This is a genomic window from Streptomyces sp. NPDC034085 (assembly GCF_055575555.1).
Genome location: NZ_JBVISL010000008.1, coordinates 178,386 through 195,496, shown reverse-complemented (window position 1 = coordinate 195,496; position 17,111 = coordinate 178,386). Strand labels below are relative to the sequence as shown.

Sequence of the window (17,111 nt, the reverse complement as noted above, 5' to 3'; positions counted from 1 at the left end):
GTGCCGTCGATTCTCGACGCAGTCGTGGTGGGGGCGGGGCCCAACGGCCTGACCGCCGCGGTGGAACTGGCCCGGCGGGGCCACTCGGTGGCCGTCTTCGAAGCCGCCGGGGCGGTCGGCGGCGGTGCCCGCACCGAGGAACTGACCCTCCCCGGCTTCCTGCACGACCCCTGCTCGGCGGTGCACCCGCTCGGCGCCGGCTCCCCGGTGTTCGCGACCATGCCGCTGGCACGCCACGGCCTGGAGTGGCTGCACGCCCCGCTGCCCATGGCGCACCCCTTCGACGACGGCACGGCCGCCGTGCTCTCCCGCTCCGTGGCGGAGACGGCGGCCTCCTTCGGGGCCCGCGACGCGGGCGCGTACCGGCGGCTGGTCGCGCCGTTCCTCGGCAGGTGGGACACCCTCGCCCGGGACTTCATGTCCCTGCCGAACACCGCCCTGCCCCGCGACCCCCTCACCCTGGCCCGCTTCGGCATCACCGGACTGCCGCCCTCCACCTGGCTGCTGCGCCGCTTCCGCGACGACCGCGCGCGGGCCCTGTTCGCCGGGCTCGTCGCGCACGTCAACGCCCCGCTGAGCGGGATCGGCACCGGCGCCGTCGGCCTGGTCTTCGCCCTCGCCGCGCACGCCGGCGGCTGGCCCATGGCGCGCGGCGGTTCGCAGTCCCTCTCCGACGCCCTCGCCGGCTACCTCAGGGAACTCGGCGGCACGATCCACACGGACTTCGAGGTCAAGCGGCTCGACGACCTGCCCCCGGCCCGGGCGTACGTCTTCGACACCTCGCCGACCGCGCTGGCCCGGATCGCCCGCCTCGGCCGGGCGTACGACGGCTACCGCTACGGCGCATCCGTCTTCAAGATCGACTACGCCCTGGACGGCCCCGTCCCGTGGACGGCCGAGGCGCCCCGCCGGGCCGGCACCGTCCAGATCGGGCCGGGCAGCCGCGACATCGACGCCGCCCTCCAACTGGCCGGCAGCGGCCGCGCCCCGCGCAACCCCTTCCTCATCACCGCACAGCCCAGCCTGGCCGACCCCGGCCGCGCGCCCGAGGGCAAGCACGTCTTCTGGGCGTACGGCCACGTCCCGGCGGGCTGGGACGGCGACCTCACCGAAGCCGTCGAACGGCAGCTGGAGCGCTTCGCCCCGGGCTTCCGCGACCTCGTACTGGCCCGCGCCACCGCCGGCCCGCCGCAGCTCGCGGCCCGCAACCCCAACTACGTCGGCGGGGACATCGCCTGCGGCGCCGCCTCCGGCCTCCAGCTCCTGCTCCGGCCGAAGCTCACCCTGTCCCCGTACACCACCGCCCATCCGGCCGTGTTCCTGTGCTCCTCGGCGACCCCGCCGGGGCCCGGCGTCCACGGCATGTCCGGCCACAACGCCGCCAAGGCGGTCTGGCGGCACCTGCGAAAGGCGAACTGATGGTGCGCATCACCCTCGTCCGCGGCGACATCACGGCCGAGAAGGCCGACGCCGTCGTCAACGCCGCCAACTCCTCGCTGCTCGGCGGCGGGGGAGTGGACGGTGCCATCCACCGGCGCGGCGGCCCCGAGATCCTCGCCGCATGCCAGGACCTGCGCCGCTCCCACTACGGCAAGGGCCTGCCGACCGGCCGGGCCGTCGCCACCACCGCGGGCCGCCTGCCCGCCCGGCACGTCATCCACACGGTCGGCCCCGTCTGGTCCCGCGAGGAGGACCGCTCGGACCTGCTCGCCTCCTGCTACCGCGAGTCCCTGCGCGTCGCCGACGAGCTGGGAGCCCGTACGGTCGCCTTCCCGGCCATCTCCACCGGCATCTACGGCTGGCCCATGGACGACGGGGCCCGGATCGCGGTGGAAACCGTACGCGCCGCCCGCACCTCGGTGGAGGAGGTCCGCTTCGTCCTCTTCGACGAGCGCGCCCACGCGGCCTTCGAAGCCGCCGTGGGCCGGTCGGCCTAGGACTCCGTCCCCTCACCTGGGGCCGCCAGTTCGGCGCTGCGACGACGGGTCCAGCGGGCGGCCCGGGAGTGCGGCCCCTGGGTCTCGGCGAGGACGGCCAGCAGGGCGGGTGCGGCGTGCTGGGCCTCTGTGGGAGGCAGGGTGCGCCACAGGCTGTAGGCGCGGCGGGCCGCGGCCTCGGTGTCGGGGGAGTCCCGGCCGTGGAGCCGGGCACGCAGGCGGAGGGTGTGCAGGTACCACTCCAGCGCCTCGGCCGGCCGGCCCGTCAGATCGGTGAGGTAGCCGCGGATCTCCCGCACCTGGAGGGTGTCGAGGTGGACCTCGCCGTGTGCTGCGGTCAGGGCCTCGTCCAGGTCCTCCGCGAGGAGCAGCGCCTCCTCGTGCCGGCCCGCCGCGGAGGCTTCCCGGATCGCGGCGAGGCCGGAGGGGGCGGGTGGCGGTGGCGGCTGATCGGCCTCGGTCCCGGCTCCGTCCTCGGAGCCGGCCCAGAAGGCGGGGCTGACGACGCCCCAGGGGTGGTGGAGCTCGGGCTCGACCGTGTGCGGGGTCCCTGCGGCCGTGCTCTCCCGGGTCACCAGGCCACCACCCTGCGGACGCCGGAGACCTTGGTCATGTAGTTGGTGGAGTGACGCCAGCTGTTGTAGGTGACGAGGCGGGTCCGGACGCCGGTGCGGGGAGCCTCCAGGATGAAGCCCTTGTCGGGGTCCGCCCCTCCGATGTACATGCCGACGTGCCCGGGCGCGGACTCGCTCCCGTCACTGCCGGGGTTGAACACCAGGTCACCGGCTTTGGGATGGTTGATGTCGACGTGGTTCGGCAGGTAGATCTGGTCGAAGGTGACGCGCGGGATGTCGATGCCGGCAGCCTTGTAGGCCTGCTGCATGAGGGACGAGCAGTCGCACCACCGGTCGGGGTTCTGGCCGTGGGCGTCCGTGCAGTCCCCGCCGAGGTGGTACCAGCCGTCCTTCTGCTTCAGGGCCCAGGCGACGGCGGTACGGACCTGGGGAGGGGTGTCGGCGGGCAGGGAGTACTCGGGCGGTATGTCCACCGGCCCACCCGGGCTCGCCTCGGTGAACTGGACGGTCTTCTCCATGATGGCCTTCACGTAGTCGTACGTCTGCCCGCCCGCGAAGGACCGGGGTGGTACGCCCCTGAACTCGTCGACCCAGCCCCAGCCCGCGTTGTACCCGGCCAGGGCCAGTTCGACGGGCGATCCGTCGTACCCGGGATGGGCCTTGGCGGTTCGCAGCAGTTTGCACATCATCGATCCTTGGGAGGGTATGGCGTCCTTGGGGTCCATGACGTCCTTGTCGCCGTCACCGTCGCCGTCGATCCCCTCGACGGCCCAGGTGCTGGGGATGAACTGGCTGATGCCGTAGGCGATCGGCGCGCGGGTGCGCGGGTCGCGGGATATGGCGTCCGGCTTGAAGTTGGACTCGGCCCAGATCTGGGCGGCGAGGACGGCCGGCGGCAGGCCCTGGTCGCAGCGGGCGGCCGCGTCGAGGATGAGCTGGGCGTACTGGGGCGGCACCCCGTCCTCCCCGCCGATCTTGAGGCTGCTCGCCGTCGGCCAGGTGCCCCCTCCGCCTCCGTCACCGTCCTGGGCGAGGATCGAAACCAGCAGCACCATGGCGACGCCCATGGCCACCGGTGTGGCGACGATTCCCCCTGCGGCAGCAAAGATCCACTTCTTCGACGTCACGCGTCTTCCCCCGGTCCCCCAGTCCGCCCGTGCCCCCGGCGGTCAAGCTCGTTCTTTGCTCCACCAAAGATTGTTTCGGCCGTACCTCGAACAGTTCGGTGGGCGGGCCGACGTCCCCGATGATGCGTGACACTATGCCACTCTGGACAACAGCCGAGGTGCGTGGGTCTTCTGCTGTTCTGTCAGATCGAACATGTAATGTGCGTCCTGGCTTGATCCAGCCATGTTCGAATGCATGTTGTTTGCGCAGGCAACCATTTGCTGCGTGTTCTGGGGGGATTGATGCGGAAACGTCCAGATTTCCTGGGCGTGCTGCCTGATGGTGCCCGGCTGACGGTGCCGGTACTGGCACCGACGGGCGGGGCCGGGAGGTCCACGCTCGCGTTCCTGATCGCGTCCGAACTCGCCGCCACGGGCGACACGGTGGTGCTGGACACCGCGCCGCGTCTCGCCTCCCCCTGGCCCGCCTGGAGCGGCGCTCCTGTCGGCGGCCTGTCCGCGCTCCCGCCCGCCGAACCCGCCTCCAGGGAGGCGGCCCGAGCGGCCTGCGCCGCCATGAGCGGCCCCGCCGGCCCCTGGGACCTCCTGACCGACGGCCGGGACTGGAGCGCCCCGCCCCTCGACCTCCCCCCGGAGCCCGCCGCCTGGTATCAGCTGGCCGCGCTCGGCGGCTGGCGGGCGGTCGTGGCCGACACGGCGCACCCGGTGACGCACGACCTGCTCGCCGCCCGCTGCGCCGGCCTGCCCGGGCAGACCCGGGCCTGGCTCTCCCTGCCGTACGCGGTGCCGGTCCTGTGCGCGGCGGCCTCGGCCGAGGGGGTGCAAGCCCTCCAGCAGGCCGTGATGGCCATGGCGGCGGAGAACCTGCCGCTGCACCGGACGGTCGCGGTGCTCGTGGCCACGGGAGACGGGCGGCTGCCGCCCGTCGCGCGGGCCGCCGCCACGATGCTCTCCGGCCGGACGGCCGACGTCGTCCACCTCCCGCACGACGCGAACCTGCGGGCCAGCGGCCTGCGTTCGGGTCGCGTCCATCCCCGCACCCGGCAGGCGGCGGCCCGCATCGCGGCCGCCGTCCTGGGCGCGGCCCACGAGTCCTGGGGCGCTCCGCTCCCGTCGGCCCCGCAGCCGGCGGTCCTGCGTCCCGTATCCCCTGAAGTCCCTGCCTAAGAGGTATCTCCCCATGAGCGTGACCACGTACGTCCTCGCCGACGCCGTTCCGAAGTTCACCCCCACCGTTCCCAGTGAACTGAACAACGCCGTGACCACGGTGCTGGGCTGGGCGGCCGGTATCGGCCTGGCGGTCGCCGTCCTCGGCGGTCTCCTTTCCTGGGCGGCCATCGCCGTCGGCCACAACTCCTCGAACGCGCAGCTCGCGGCGCGCGGCAAGACGGGGGTCCTGGCGTCGCTGATCGGGGCGGGCGGGATCGGGGCGACTTCCGCGCTCGTGCTCATGGCGTACAACCTGATAGGCAACAAGTGAGCGCGGACGGCGACCGCAAGGCGCGCCGGGCCAGGCTGACCCTGGCTGGGCTGACGGTGCTCGCGGCAGTTGTCCTGGCCGGCGGCGGCTACGGCGCCGCGGTGCTGCTGGACGACGACGGCGGATCCGGGGCCCCGAAGGCGGGCGCTCCGGCCTCCGGGGGCCCTGCGAAGGGCCCTTCGGGCGGACCGTCGGCGTCGGCGTCCGGAAAGGAACTGTCGAAGACCCCGGAGACGGGCCCGAAGCTGAAGCTCTTCAAGCCGACCGGGCACGCCAACGGCGTGGCCACGGGCTTCAGGCACTCGGGGGTCGACGCGGTGAGCGCGGCGGTGTACTGGTGGGAGGAGTACGCCTGGCTGGACGACCAGAAGGCCCGGCAGCAGCTGGAGGCGGTGGTCTCGCCGGACTCCGCAGGCTACATCGACCGGCAGATCTCAGAAGTGCGCAAAGTGCGCGAACAGGCCGGGCTCCCGCCGTCGGGCGGCACACCGTCCGCCATCACCTTCACCACGGCGGTGCAGGCGGTCCGGTACTACGCGCTTCCGGTGGAAAGCGAGAAGCCGGGCGACGTGATCGAAGTCTGGATGTCCTACGACCGCTACGCGACGGGTCCGGACGAGAAGCCGGACGAAAGCCCCCTGAAGGGCGAGCTCACGAGCGTGATCCTGCGCTGGCAGAACGGGATGTGGCGGCTGACCGACCAGCCGGAATACGTGAAGCACTCGAACGCGCCCGTCTCGTACCTCCCCGAGTCCCCCTACGCCTGGCGAGACGGGTGGCGGCAGGTGCAGCGTGCGGGTTAGGGCTTCATCGCTCCTCCTGTTCCGAGCGCTGGCGGTCCTGGTCGCGGCGCTGCTGTGCACGCTGGGCGCGTCCTCCGCGCCGGCGATGGCCGAGGACAAGAAGGAGCACCACGCCAAGGTCGGCCCGCCCGACCCGATTCCGAAGGACTTCGAGGCCAACAGCGGCGGAGACTCGATCGGCATCGACAAGCAGGGGCACTACTGCTACGAGGGTGCGATCCGCGACCAGGAGATCTGCCGGACCGCGAAGCCGGGGGAGATCCCCGGCCGTATCGACATCTGCGAGGGCGCGGACGGAACCGGCGCTCGCAACTGCGACAAGGAGGGGCAGAAGGAGTACGAGCTCAAGCGGCTCAAGCAGTGGCAGGAAGACAACAAGGACAAGCGCAAGCTGGAGAACTACCCCAAGCTGAACGAAGCCCTCACGAAATGCGTGAACGAGGGCGGCATCTTCAAGGTCTGCCTGAAGAAGTGGGAGGCGGAGTACCCGCTGGTGCCGAGCATCGGGGAGTGGGCCGCCGGCAAGATCTCCAAGTTCGCGAGTGATGCCCTGCAAGAAGCCGCCAGGTACATCGGCGAGGGCGTGGTGTGGCTCCTGGAGGAGTTCGCGACACTGTTCAACAAGTCGTCCAGCATCAACCTCGCCCAGGCCAGCGTCGGCAAACCGCTCGGCATCACCATGGCGGTCAGCGCGATGCTCGCCGCCTTCCTGGTGCTGATCCAGTTCGGGAAGACGGCCATCTCCCAACGCGGGGAGCTGGCCGGCACCGCCGTGGGCGGCCTGCTCAAGTGGGCGGTCGTCAGCAGCGTCTACCTGGTCTTCACGCAGCAGGCCCTGGTGGTCTCGGACGAACTCTCCGAGTGGATGGTCGAGTTCTCCTTCGGCAAGGAGGGGGGCGCCGCCGACGCGATGAAGGAACAGCTCGGCACCATGTTCGCGTCCCTCTCCAGCAGCGGCGGGGTCGCGGGGGTGACCGGGACCATGGTGGTCACCGGCGAGGCCCTCGCACCCGCCGCGGTCGGCGTCATCATCGTCATCGGCGTCATCACCATCGTGGCGATCGGCGCGCTGTGGATCGAGATGCTGATGCGACAGGCCGGGATCATGGTCCTGGTCATCAGCATGCCGATCGTGCTGACCGGAGAGATCACGGACTCCACGAAGAACTGGTGGCCCTCCGCGCGCAACGCGATGATCAGCCTGATCCTCATGAAGCCGGTCATCGTCCTCCTCTTCACGATCGGCTTCTTCGCGATGGGGGAGAGCACCGGCGTCCAGAACGTGATCGTCGGGCTCGTGATCTTCCTCGGTGCCTGTTTCTGCTGGCCGGTGCTCGCCAAGTTCATGACCTTCACCACCAACGGCGAAGGCTCCTCGATGATGTCCGGCCTGATGAGCTCGATCGGCTCGTCGGCCTCCTCGGGCTCCGGCGGGCAGTCCGGCGGCGCCGGATCGGTCGGCGGCGGCAGCGGCTACACCAAGGCCCTGGAGCGGGAAGCCCCTCCGATGGACGGCGGTGGCGGCGGTGCCGCCCTGGGCGGAGCGGCCAAGGGCGGTTTCGCCAGGGGGATGTCGGCGGCCACCGTAGGGCTCCAGCTCGCGGCCGTCGGGAAGGACGCGCTGGAGTCCGGCATGGCCAACACCGCGGCCAACGCGGGGCTCGGCCACGGTGCCGCCGGTGGGCGGCACGCCGTGGTCACCCAGCGCAAGGTCCGTCAGGAGGGTTCCTCCGAGGCCCCGGCCGAAACCGAGGTGACCGAAGCCCCGCCCGTGGGTTCGTTCGTCGAGGTCCCCGCTCCGCCTCCCCGGCAGGGAGTCAGGGTCAGCCCCGCGGAACCCACGCAGATGTACGACGGCACGGAGCCGATGGCCCCGCCGCCGCCCGGTGAGGAGAACTGATGGCACAGAGTCACCCCACCTACGGGGGCTGGCAGTCGGAGCGTTCCGGCTGGTTCGGCCACATGTCCGGGCCCGGGTTCGCGCTCGTCGCCGTGGCCTCCCTGATCCTGCTCCTGCCCCTCAACCTCGGGAGCTGGACGGCGGCCCTGGTCTGCATCCCGATCAGCCTCCTCCTCGTCGGCCTCGCCTTCGGCCGGGTCATGGGCCTGTCCGCCGACGAATGGATCCTCCTCGCAGTAAGGCACCAGATCGCTGTGGCAACCCGCCGGAACATCTTCCACAGCGGGGCGCTGGCCCCGCGCAGCAAGGAAACGGGCGAGCAGCCCATGGACCTGCCGGGCACGCTCGCCCGGCTGCGGATCCTGGAGGCGCCGGACGGTCTCGGCGGCCGGCTCGGCATCAGCCACGACCCGGTCGCGGCCACGTACACGGCCGTCGCCCGCGTGACCTACCCGGGCCTCGCGCTGATCGACACCGACCGGCAGGCCACCCGGGTCGCCGGGTGGGCCGCGCTCCTGCGGACGTACTGCACGGAGGATTCGCCCATCACGCGCCTGAGCGTGCACCAGCGGGTGCTGCCGGACGACGGCGCGGCACTGGCGTCCTGGACGGCCCGGCACATCAGCGCGGACGCGCCGGCCGCCGCCGTGACCGCGCTCACCGAGGTGATGGAGGGCGCGGGTCCGTCGGCCTCCGCCCGTGAGACGTACCTGTCGGTGACGCTCTCCGCCTCCCGCGCGCGCCTCGCCATCAAGGGGGCCGGCGGCGGCCAGGTGGGCGCGGCGGCCGTTCTCGTGCGCGAGCTGCACGCCATGGGCCAGGCCCTGTCCAGCGCGAGCCTGCAGGTGGAGGAGTGGCTGGACCCGCGCGGGGTCGCGCAGACCATCCGTACCGCCTACGACCCCGACGCCCAGGTGATGCTCGCGACCCGCAAGGCCGCCGCGGCCAACCCGGGATGGGAGGGCGCGGCGCCCGGCGTCGACGTCGAGCTCGCCGGACCCGCGTACGCCGAGACCGGCATGGGCGTCTACCGGCACGACGGTGCCTGGACGGTCTCGTACCAGGTGCGCGGCTGGCCCCAGTCACAGGTCTACGCGACCTTCCTGCAACCGCTCCTGCGCCCCCGGGCCAACGCCCGCCGCAGCCTCTCCCTCGTGTACGAGCCGCTGGGCCCCCGCCGGGCGCGCAGCGAGCTCGCCCGCGAGACCACCAAGCGCAACGCGGCCCGTAAGCTCCGCGCCAAGACCGGCCGGGACGAGAGCGAGGACGAGCGCCGCGCCGAAATGATCGCGCGCCGACAGGACGCGGAGCGCGCGGCCGGTGAGGGCGTGGTCCGGATGACGGCGATCCTGTCCGTCACCGTCACCGCCGTCGACGAGCTGGAGACCGCCTGCGCGGAGATCCAGGCCGACGCCGGCGCCGCCAACCTGGAGCTGCGCCGGATGTGGGGAACCCAGGACGTCGGCTTCGCGGCCGGGGCGCTGCCCCTCGGCCAAGGCCTGCCGGACCGGCGGGGGGCGTTCTGATGGCGCTGCTCCGCCGCAAGGCAGACCACGGCACCCTGCTGGCCGACACCGGCCTGCGGGAGGCGGCCGGCCTCGGAACCGTACCCGCAGCCCGGGGCCCGGAGGCGCCCAGCGCGCGCGAGCTGCGCGAGGCCCGGTTCCTCGAGGACCCGGCCTCCGTCATGAGGGTCGCTCCGAAGAAGGGCTGGAAGGGCCCGTTCGCCGGCCGGGCGGCCTCGCTCCCGCGGGCCGAGGTCGTACGCGCCACGACCGTGAACGCAGCCGGTGCGTTCCCGTTCCTGCACGCCGCGAGCCTGCCCGCGGTGGGCGCGTACATCGGGCACAACGTGCTGACCACGGCGGCGTTTTCCGCGCACCCCACCGTCTGGGTCCAGCAGGGCCTGGTCACCAACCCGAACGTCATGATCACGGGCATTCCGGGCTCCGGGAAGAGCGCCCACGTCAAGGCGCTCGCCTTCCGCCTGATGGCCTTCGGGCACAAGGCGCTGATCGCGGGGGACGTGAAGGGCGAGTACGCGGCGATGTGCCGCCACCTGGGCGTCGAGCCGGTCCGGCTCGGTCCGGGCCTGCCCGGCCGCCTCAACCCGCTCGACGCGGGCCCCCTCGGCGCCGACCTCGACCGCATCAAGGACCCCGCGGTCCTCAAGGGCCGGCTCACGGAGATCCACCGCCGTCGCCTCACCCTCCTGAAGGCCCTCCTGGAACTCCAGTTGCGCCGCACCCTCGAACCCCAGGAGGAGGAAGCCCTCGACGTCGCGGTCCGGGACCTGACGGGAGAGCTGTCCGGGAACACGTCACTGCGGACCCCGACCCTTCCCCTCGTCTACGACAAACTGCGCGACCCCACCGACCTCATGGCCCGTGAACTGCGCATCCGCGACGGAGACGTCCAGCGCGCCCGGGAGTCCATGGCCTCCATCCGCTCGGCGCTCGGCATCATGGTGACCGGGCACCTGGGCGGCATCTTCGACCAGGAGACCTCCCTCGGTCTGGACTGGGCCGCCCCCATCCAGAGCGTCGACATCAGCGCGCTGACGCCCTACGGCGACGAGACCGTCGCCATGGTCCTGTCCTGCGTGTCGTCCTGGGCGCAGTCGGCGATCGACCGGCCCGGCCAGGCGCCCCGGATCGTCATCCGTGACGAACTGTGGCGGCAGATGCGCTCGGGCGGCGCCGCCATGGTCAAGAAGATTGACGCCGACCTGCGCCTGTCGCGCGCGACCGGCACGATCCAGGTCCTCGCCACCCACCGCCTGTCCGACTTCGAGTCGGTCGGCGCAGCCGGCTCCGAGGCCGTCGCCATCGCCCGCGACCTGATCTCCAGCTGCGAGACCCGCATCCAGCTCGCCCAGGACACCCGCCCCCTCGCCTTCACGCGCGAGGCGATCGGGCTGACCTCGGCCGAGTGCGACCTGATCGGCTCCTGGGGAGCGGCGCAGCGCGGCCGGGCCCTGTGGAAGGTCGGCCGCGGCGGCGGCTCCCACGCCGTGCAGCTCATCCTGTCCCGCACCGAGCAGCACCTGTTCGAGACCGACGAACGGATGGTGATCTGACGTGGCCGACCACAGCTCCCGGTCCTCGGCGACCGCCACGGTGGACGACAACACACTGCTGGCCGCGTACGGGGTCGGTCTCGTCGTCACGGTCGGCGGCGCCGTCCTGCTGGCCGGACCGCTCGCCGCCCTGCTGTCGGGGCGGGGCTGGGCCCGCAGCGAGGACACCGTCCCCGAGACGGTCGTGTACGCCCTGGCCAAGGGCCCCGGCTCCGTCTTCCACCCGGCCCCGCCCTCCTGGCTGTTCTACGCCCTGACCGCCCTCCTCGTCCTGGCCGTGGGCGTCGCCGCCGTCAAGGCCGCCGCCCTGCTGTCCTCCCGCGGGAGCACCGGCGGCGCCCAGTGGGGCGGGGCGAAGACCGAACGGAAGATGGCCGCCCTCGACGCCCCCGCCCGGCGCGTCAACCGCATCACCGCCGGACGGGGCCTGCGCACTGGCAAGATCGTCGCCGCGCAGCCCAACATCTCCGCGACCGTATTCGGCGTACCGGGTTCCTCGAAGACGACCGGCCTGGTCCTGCCGAACGCGGCCGAATGGGCCGGTCCCCTGGTCGTGACCACCACCAAGGCGGCCGACCTGGACGTCATTCACGCCCGCCGCCGCGCCATCGGGCCGGTCTGGGTCATCGCCCCGGCCGGCATCCCCGGCCGGACCGGCGACCACTGGTCGCCGGTCGAGTACTGCGTCGACGCCAGGGCGGCCGACCGCATGGCCTCCTGGCTGGCCGAGGCCTCGTCCTCCGGCGACGACAAACGGGCGGCCCCCTGGGTCGACCAGGCCAAGAGCGTCCTCAAGGGCATCCTGCTCGCCGCCCGCCTCTCCGGCGGGGGCATCTCCGACATGCGCCGCTGGATCTCGCTCGGCAAGGACGCGGTCGACCACGTCCGCGCCGTGCTTCTCGCGCACGGCTACGCCGACGTCGCCGACGACTACGCCTCCCCCTGGCTGCGCCTGCACGAGGACGGCATCGGATCCATCCAGTTCAGCCTCAACGTCCTGGCCCGGGTCTTCGCCGACGAGGAGGTCCGGGAGACCTGCGCCCGCTCCGACTTCACCTTCGAGGAATGGCTGGAGAAGCGGGGCACCATCTGCATCATCGCCTCCGAGGCCGACGCCGACCGCTTCGCCCCGCTCATCAGCTCCCTGATCGCCGGGGCGATCCACGCCGCGGAATCCCTGTACAACTCCACCGGCACGCCGATCGACCCGAGCGTCGGCATCCTCGTCGATGAGGCCGGAAACATGCTCCGGTACCCCCGCCTGCCCAACATCCTCACCACCGGCCGCGGCATGGGCATCACCCTGCTGACCGTCTGGCACGACCTGTCCCAGCTCCGCGAATCCCTCGGAACCCAGAAGGCCAACACCGTCCTGTCCGCCAGCGGCCTGCGCATGCTGCTGCCCGGCTGCGGCGACCTGGAGACCCTGCGCTACTTCTCCGGGCTGTACGGGCGCACCGAGGTCACGAAGACCAGCCACGGCCGCTCCCGCGGCGAGCACTCCACCACCACCCAGACCACCGAGACCGACCTCGCGCCCGTCCACTCCCTCCAGCAGCTCCCCGACTTCACCGCGATCGCGCAGTACACCAACCTGCCGCCGGTCAAGGTGAGGATGCGGCTCACGTTCCGCGAAAAGGACCTGAGGAAGCTGCTGGCCGGTGCGAAGGCCTCGGGGGTCGAGAGGAAGGCAGCCGCAGGTGACCGACTCTGACCTCTCCGACCCGGCCGACCTCTGGCCGGCCGGGCCCTCGCCCGATCCGCCGGGCGAGCCGCAGCGCTGGGTGTGGGCGGCCATGGACCCGGCCGACCGGCAGGCGCGGCTGAGGGAACTCGGCGTATGGGTCGACTGGCTGCGCACCACGTATGAGCTCCACAACACCCTCACGCACTGCTGGTACCGCCACTCGGCTGTGGTCGAGCACCTCACCGCCCTCTACACGGGCTGGACGCGCACCTATGCCGGGGAGGGCGTGCCAGGGCGGGAGCTCGCGGAGGCCGACTGGGTCAACACCCTGCACGCCTACGTCCCGCACCTGAAACTCCCGGCCTGCGCCACGGGTACCCACCAGGAGCCGCCGCCGCTGGTCCCCGCACCACCCGGTGCCGCGGAGGCCTTCGAGCAATACCTGACCCACTCCGCCGCGGCCACGGCCCCGGCGGCCCACCCGGCCGCCGCCGAACTCACCCGCCGCCGAGCGGAGCTCGACCTGCCGCTGTGACGAAGGCCGCCCCGTCACGGGGCGGCCTTCGGTGTCGGGAGAGGGGACGCTCAGCCCAGCGGCGGGCTGAGCTCGTCGATGCCGGCGAGGATCTTCCGGTCGAGCTCCAAGGCCCTGGTGAGGTCCTTCCGCGTGAACCGCGAAGGGTCCTTCGTGTACTTCTCCCGCCCCAGCTCGGAGGTGAACCGGTTCTCCGGAATCCGGTCGGCGCCCTCCGGCAGGAACTTGATGACCTCCTCCAGTGCCGCAGCGCCATAGGCGACGGCCGGGCGGATCTCGCGGTGCTCGGAGTCGGGGGTGTTCAGCAACCGCAGACTGGACTCGGCCGACAGCCGGTCGCAGACCCACAGGAACTCACCCGGATCGATGATCTGCGAGGGCTCGGGGCCCCCGAAAGCCGGCGGTGCGACCGGTCGCTCGTCGGCGAACACGAACTCGAACAGGCGCGTACGGCCGCACTCCGGGCAGACCCCCTCGTACACGCTGACCAGCACGCCCTCACGGTCTTCGACACGGTGCTCCCGGTCGAACCGATTCGCACCGCACACGCAGACATGAAGATCCATGTAGAGGTGCGATTCCTGCGCCGAACGAGTGATCAACATGGCATGATCATACTGGAATCGCCAGGTCAAGCGGGGGGACATCAGTGGACCTGAGCACCGGGGAAGGTCGGCTGCTCGCCGTGGCCGAGGCCGCGTTGCCCGCAGTGCTGCGGGACCTCTACTCCACGCAGCTGCGGGGCGGCACCCTCACCGAGCAGGACGGCCGACGGTTCTTCCTCCTCAGCGACCCGGCCGGAAGGCCCATCGAGCTGCGCTTGGACACGGCGGCACTGCCGCGGCAGCTGGCGGCCCGCACCTTCACCAACACCACGACCGACCGGTACGTCGCCCAGTTCGCCGACACCCTGCGGCCCGAACAGGTCGGACAGCTGCTGGCCCGCGAGCTCGGCGAACTGCTCGCCGTACGGGAGCGCGCCGCGGCCGGCGGGCAGGTGCCCCTGGAGAACCTGCTGGCCCCCGGCACCGCACTGCCCGCGCAACTTGAGCTGTCGGACGCCGACCGGGGCCGTGTGGGCGAGTTCAACTTCCTCGCTCACAGGATGGGTGACATCGCGCTCACGGATTCCGAGCGTCTGGAAGCCCGGGACCGGTTCTCCGCTCTCGTCGACGAGGCAGGCCTCAGGCCGGGACCGTCGGCGGAGGGCGCACAGAGCGGCGTCGCCGAGAGGCAGGCGGCCATGGCGCGCCTGAGGTTCGTCAGCCCGTACCTTCCCGCGGAGACGCGCGACGCCATGGACGCGCTCGCCGTCCCCCTGGAGCAGCTCGACCCCGCCGATGCGCAGGCGCTGGCCGCCGCCCGGGCCGCCCGCGCCCAGGCCCCGCAGCCGGCGGCCCTGGGAGACGAGTACCCCATGCCCGGCCTGCGCCCCGACGGCACCCCCGTACCGCGCGAGGAACTGGACCGGGCCGCCGCCGAGGCCGCCCGGCAGCGCACCGAGCTCAGCGCCCGGACCCTCGCCGAGTTGCGCGAGCGGCAGGCCGCCCTCTCCGAGGGCCGGTACCCGGAGTTCGAGGTCATGATCGGCGGCGGCGCCGCCCTCGCCGGGCGCGACCCCGGCGCCCTGCTCGTGGACGCCCGCGGACGCTGGCACGTGGACCCCATCACGGCGATCGTCCAGTCCGCCGACCAGGTCCGCCACCTGCGCCAGAGCGGCATGGGCGACCCCTACCAGTTCGCCGGGCCGCAGGAGCGGGTGCCGCTTCCCGCGCTCCAGCTCTGGGAGGACACCGCCGCCGCGCGCGGCCCGCTCATCGACGGGCGGGCGGAGCTGGGCATCAGCGCCGACGGCCGCCTGATCGCCGAGATCGTCCCGGCCGACGGCTCCGACCCGGTCAAGGTCGAGGTCAAGGGTGCCCCGCTGATCGCCACCGGCATCCCGCCCGAGATCATCCCCGGCGCCGACCGCGGGATCCCGACCGAGCGGGAGGCGGCCGAGGTCCTCACCGAGGTCCTCACCGCGGCCGGGACCCCCGAGGCCGAGGCGGCCCGCGACCGGCTCCTCGCGCTCCCGGACGGCGAGGGGCGGGCCGCCGCGAGCCTGCGGATCCTGGCCGATCCCCGGACGGCGGAGGTCCTGAACGCCTCGCAGGACACGCGTGTCGCGGGCGCGACGGGGACCCTGCGGGCGACCGCGGCCTGGGAGGAGGCCGGCGCCCTCGCACCCGGCCGGGTCCTGATGGGCGATGCGATTGGCGACGGCGAGTACGACCCGGCCGTCGCCAAGGACTGGGTGATCGCCGGCGTCGGCGGTGCCGCCATCGCCAACGCGGAGATCATCCTCCAGGCCGACCCCGAGGCCCGGGTGTTCATGGTGGGCAAGGACGCGCCCTTCGTCCTCCACAACGATGCCCAGTACACGGCCCTGCGCCGCGCGCACGACGCCGCATTCGGCGGCGACGGCCGCCTCGTGACGTACGGCGGTCGCTACCTGGGGTCGGTCGGTACGGTGACCGCCCCCGACGGCCGGGTCCGTCTGGAGGCCCTGGACAGCGACGGCAATTCCCTCGGCATCGAGGGAGACGCGTACGTGGCCTGCCTCGGCCGCGTCTCCCGCCTCCCGCAGGCCCTCGACGCCGTGGAGTCCGCCGTGCGGTCGGCCGGTGGGGAGATGCGGGGGGAACTGGTCTTCGACGACGACCGCCAGTACCTCGGCTACCGGCTGGAGTTCGAGGCACAGGGCCGCCGGCACACGGTCGACGTGACCGGCGCCGCGTCCCGGATGCTCCCCGGCGATGTCTTCGACAGCCGAGGCGACGACGTGAAGCGCCTGGCCGCGTTCGACGCCAAGGTCGCCCCGCCGGAGAGCGGGAACGTCTCCGCCGGCTTCATGGCCACGGCACTCCAGGGCTCCCAGCTCGCCCGGCACCGCGCGGCGCAGCGTCCTCCGGACGACGGCGGCCAGGGCCTCACGGGCCGCACCCCTGCGCGGCCCGGCCCGCAGGGCCCGTCCCAGCGGTACGACGGTCCGGCGGCCCCGGCTCCGTACGCCACGGCGCGGGACGCGAAACAGGCAGGCGAGGGCGTCAGCCGCGCTTTCCAGAGCTGGATCCGCAGCGACATGGGCCGCGAGCTGGCCGGTTCGGGCCACCCCCGGATCCGCGGCCTGCGCGAGGCCTGGAAGCAGCTTCCCCCGCACGACCTGCCCGATGGCCCCGGCCGGGCGGCGGCCCCCTACGGGGCGGTGGCCGAGCGGGCCGGTGCGGCGGTCACGGCGGCCGTCGCGTCGGGCCGCTTCGCCCCGGACGACGTGCAGGCCCTGACGGCGGTGGCGCAGGCGGCCGGCACCCACGCGGCCCGTCTGTCGGCGACCCAGCCCGACGTCGCACCGCCCCCGCGGACCGCGGCCCCGGCGCCCCGGGTGGCGGTCCCCGCCCCCGCGGCGGCCCGGCCGCCCCGGCTGGCCACCTGAGGAGCCGTGCCGCCCGGCCCGCCCGGCGGTCAGAGGGTGCGGGCCGAGGAGCCCGGTGTGGGGCGCGGGTAGGTGCGGGACTGCTTCACGCTGCCGTACGCGAAGCTCGACTCGATCGAGGCGATCCCCGGGATGGCGTGGATCGTGTGCCGGACGAGGGCCTCGTACGCCTCCAGGTCCTCGATGACGACCCGGAGCAGGTAGTCGCTGCTGCCCGCCATCAGGTAGCAGTCCTGGATGTGCTCGATGACCGCGACGTGCCCCTCGAAGAGGGCGACCGCGTCCGCCGTGTGGCGCTCCAGCCGGATCCGTACGAAGACGGTGATCGGGAGCCCGAAGGACACCTGGTCGACGACGGCGGTGTAGCCGCGGATCAGGCCCGCCTCCTCCAGCCGGCGGACCCGGCGCAGGCAGGGGGACGGGGAGAGGCGGACCCGGTCCGCGAGGTCCTGGTTGGAGAGCCGGCCGTCGGCCTGCAACTCCCGGATGATCTGCAGATCGACCGCGTCCACG

The 17,111-nt window shown here is 72.8% G+C and carries 15 protein-coding genes; 11 read left to right on the top strand and 4 right to left on the bottom strand.

All coding sequences use genetic code 11. The features are described from left to right. Together ACZ501_RS25825 and ACZ501_RS25820 are read left to right on the top strand one after the other, a co-directional pair. Positions 1-1,419 (top strand): phytoene desaturase family protein, encoded by a 1,419-nt coding sequence (locus tag ACZ501_RS25825; protein ID WP_468798457.1) that lies wholly within the window; start codon positions 1-3, stop codon positions 1,417-1,419. Then, on the top strand, positions 1,419-1,937 hold the full coding sequence (locus ACZ501_RS25820; protein ID WP_468798454.1) for an O-acetyl-ADP-ribose deacetylase: 519 nt from the start codon (positions 1,419-1,421) through the stop codon (positions 1,935-1,937). Before ACZ501_RS25825 ends, ACZ501_RS25820 begins: the two co-directional genes overlap by 1 nt. On the opposite strand, the gene ACZ501_RS25815 is transcribed toward ACZ501_RS25820, so the two are convergent. Then, a complete protein-coding gene (locus ACZ501_RS25815) occupies positions 1,934-2,512 on the bottom strand; it encodes a hypothetical protein (protein WP_468798451.1) in 579 nt (192 codons plus the stop codon). The genes ACZ501_RS25820 and ACZ501_RS25815 overlap by 4 nt on opposite strands. Next, positions 2,509-3,639: a C40 family peptidase gene (locus ACZ501_RS25810; RefSeq protein ID WP_468798449.1), complete on the bottom strand. Its 1,131-nt coding sequence runs from the start codon at positions 3,637-3,639 to the stop codon at positions 2,509-2,511. The genes ACZ501_RS25815 and ACZ501_RS25810 overlap by 4 nt, the downstream gene beginning before the upstream one ends. A 309-nt stretch (positions 3,640-3,948) precedes the next feature. Here ACZ501_RS25810 and ACZ501_RS25805 point away from each other — a divergent pair, with 309 nt between their 5' ends. From ACZ501_RS25805 to ACZ501_RS25770, 8 genes are read left to right on the top strand one after another with little or no spacing between them, the layout of a single operon-like run. Continuing rightward, positions 3,949-4,806, top strand: coding sequence for a hypothetical protein (locus ACZ501_RS25805; RefSeq protein ID WP_468798446.1), 858 nt, complete (start codon positions 3,949-3,951; stop codon positions 4,804-4,806). Positions 4,807-4,819: 13 nt separating this feature from the next. Beyond that, the gene (locus ACZ501_RS25800; RefSeq protein WP_468798443.1) at positions 4,820-5,119 is read left to right on the top strand and encodes a hypothetical protein; all 300 of its coding nucleotides are present in this window, start codon (positions 4,820-4,822) and stop codon (positions 5,117-5,119) included. Beyond that, a complete protein-coding gene (locus ACZ501_RS25795) occupies positions 5,116-5,922 on the top strand; it encodes a hypothetical protein (RefSeq protein ID WP_468798440.1) in 807 nt (268 codons plus the stop codon). The genes ACZ501_RS25800 and ACZ501_RS25795 overlap by 4 nt, the downstream gene beginning before the upstream one ends. Continuing rightward, on the top strand, positions 5,912-7,822 hold the full coding sequence (locus tag ACZ501_RS25790) for a hypothetical protein (protein WP_468798437.1): 1,911 nt from the start codon (positions 5,912-5,914) through the stop codon (positions 7,820-7,822). The genes ACZ501_RS25795 and ACZ501_RS25790 overlap by 11 nt, the downstream gene beginning before the upstream one ends. Continuing rightward, positions 7,822-9,348 (top strand): SCO6880 family protein, encoded by a 1,527-nt coding sequence (locus ACZ501_RS25785; RefSeq protein WP_468798434.1) that lies wholly within the window; start codon positions 7,822-7,824, stop codon positions 9,346-9,348. Before ACZ501_RS25790 ends, ACZ501_RS25785 begins: the two co-directional genes overlap by 1 nt. Next, positions 9,348-10,901, top strand: a complete 1,554-nt coding sequence (locus tag ACZ501_RS25780) for a type VI secretion protein (RefSeq protein WP_468798431.1) — start codon at positions 9,348-9,350, stop codon at positions 10,899-10,901. Before ACZ501_RS25785 ends, ACZ501_RS25780 begins: the two co-directional genes overlap by 1 nt. A 1-nt stretch (position 10,902) precedes the next feature. Next, a complete protein-coding gene (locus tag ACZ501_RS25775; protein ID WP_468798428.1) occupies positions 10,903-12,615 on the top strand; it encodes a type IV secretory system conjugative DNA transfer family protein in 1,713 nt (570 codons plus the stop codon). After that, positions 12,602-13,123, top strand: coding sequence for a hypothetical protein (locus ACZ501_RS25770; RefSeq protein ID WP_468798425.1), 522 nt, complete (start codon positions 12,602-12,604; stop codon positions 13,121-13,123). Before ACZ501_RS25775 ends, ACZ501_RS25770 begins: the two co-directional genes overlap by 14 nt. A 50-nt stretch (positions 13,124-13,173) precedes the next feature. Here ACZ501_RS25770 and ACZ501_RS25765 read toward each other — a convergent pair whose 3' ends face one another. Then, a complete protein-coding gene (locus ACZ501_RS25765; RefSeq protein WP_468798422.1) occupies positions 13,174-13,728 on the bottom strand; it encodes a hypothetical protein in 555 nt (184 codons plus the stop codon). A 44-nt stretch (positions 13,729-13,772) separates the two neighbouring features. Between ACZ501_RS25765 and ACZ501_RS25760 the strand changes: the two genes are divergently transcribed. After that, positions 13,773-16,598, top strand: coding sequence for a hypothetical protein (locus ACZ501_RS25760; RefSeq protein WP_468798419.1), 2,826 nt, complete (start codon positions 13,773-13,775; stop codon positions 16,596-16,598). A 29-nt stretch (positions 16,599-16,627) separates the two neighbouring features. Here ACZ501_RS25760 and ACZ501_RS25755 read toward each other — a convergent pair whose 3' ends face one another. Continuing rightward, positions 16,628-17,110, bottom strand: a complete 483-nt coding sequence (locus tag ACZ501_RS25755; protein WP_361602480.1) for an Lrp/AsnC family transcriptional regulator — start codon at positions 17,108-17,110, stop codon at positions 16,628-16,630. Position 17,111: the final 1 nt, after the last annotated feature.

Excerpts from the sequence above, each read along its gene's own strand:
- ACZ501_RS25820 (WP_468798454.1), top strand. The coding sequence starts at position 1,419 with ATGGTGCGCATCACCCTCGTCCGCGGCGACATCACGGCCGAGAAGGCC.
- ACZ501_RS25800 (WP_468798443.1), top strand. The coding sequence starts at position 4,820 with ATGAGCGTGACCACGTACGTCCTCGCCGACGCCGTTCCGAAGTTCACC.
- ACZ501_RS25785 (WP_468798434.1), top strand. The coding sequence starts at position 7,822 with ATGGCACAGAGTCACCCCACCTACGGGGGCTGGCAGTCGGAGCGTTCC.
- ACZ501_RS25780 (WP_468798431.1), top strand. The coding sequence starts at position 9,348 with ATGGCGCTGCTCCGCCGCAAGGCAGACCACGGCACCCTGCTGGCCGAC.
- ACZ501_RS25765 (WP_468798422.1), bottom strand. The coding sequence starts at position 13,728 with ATGTTGATCACTCGTTCGGCGCAGGAATCGCACCTCTACATGGATCTT.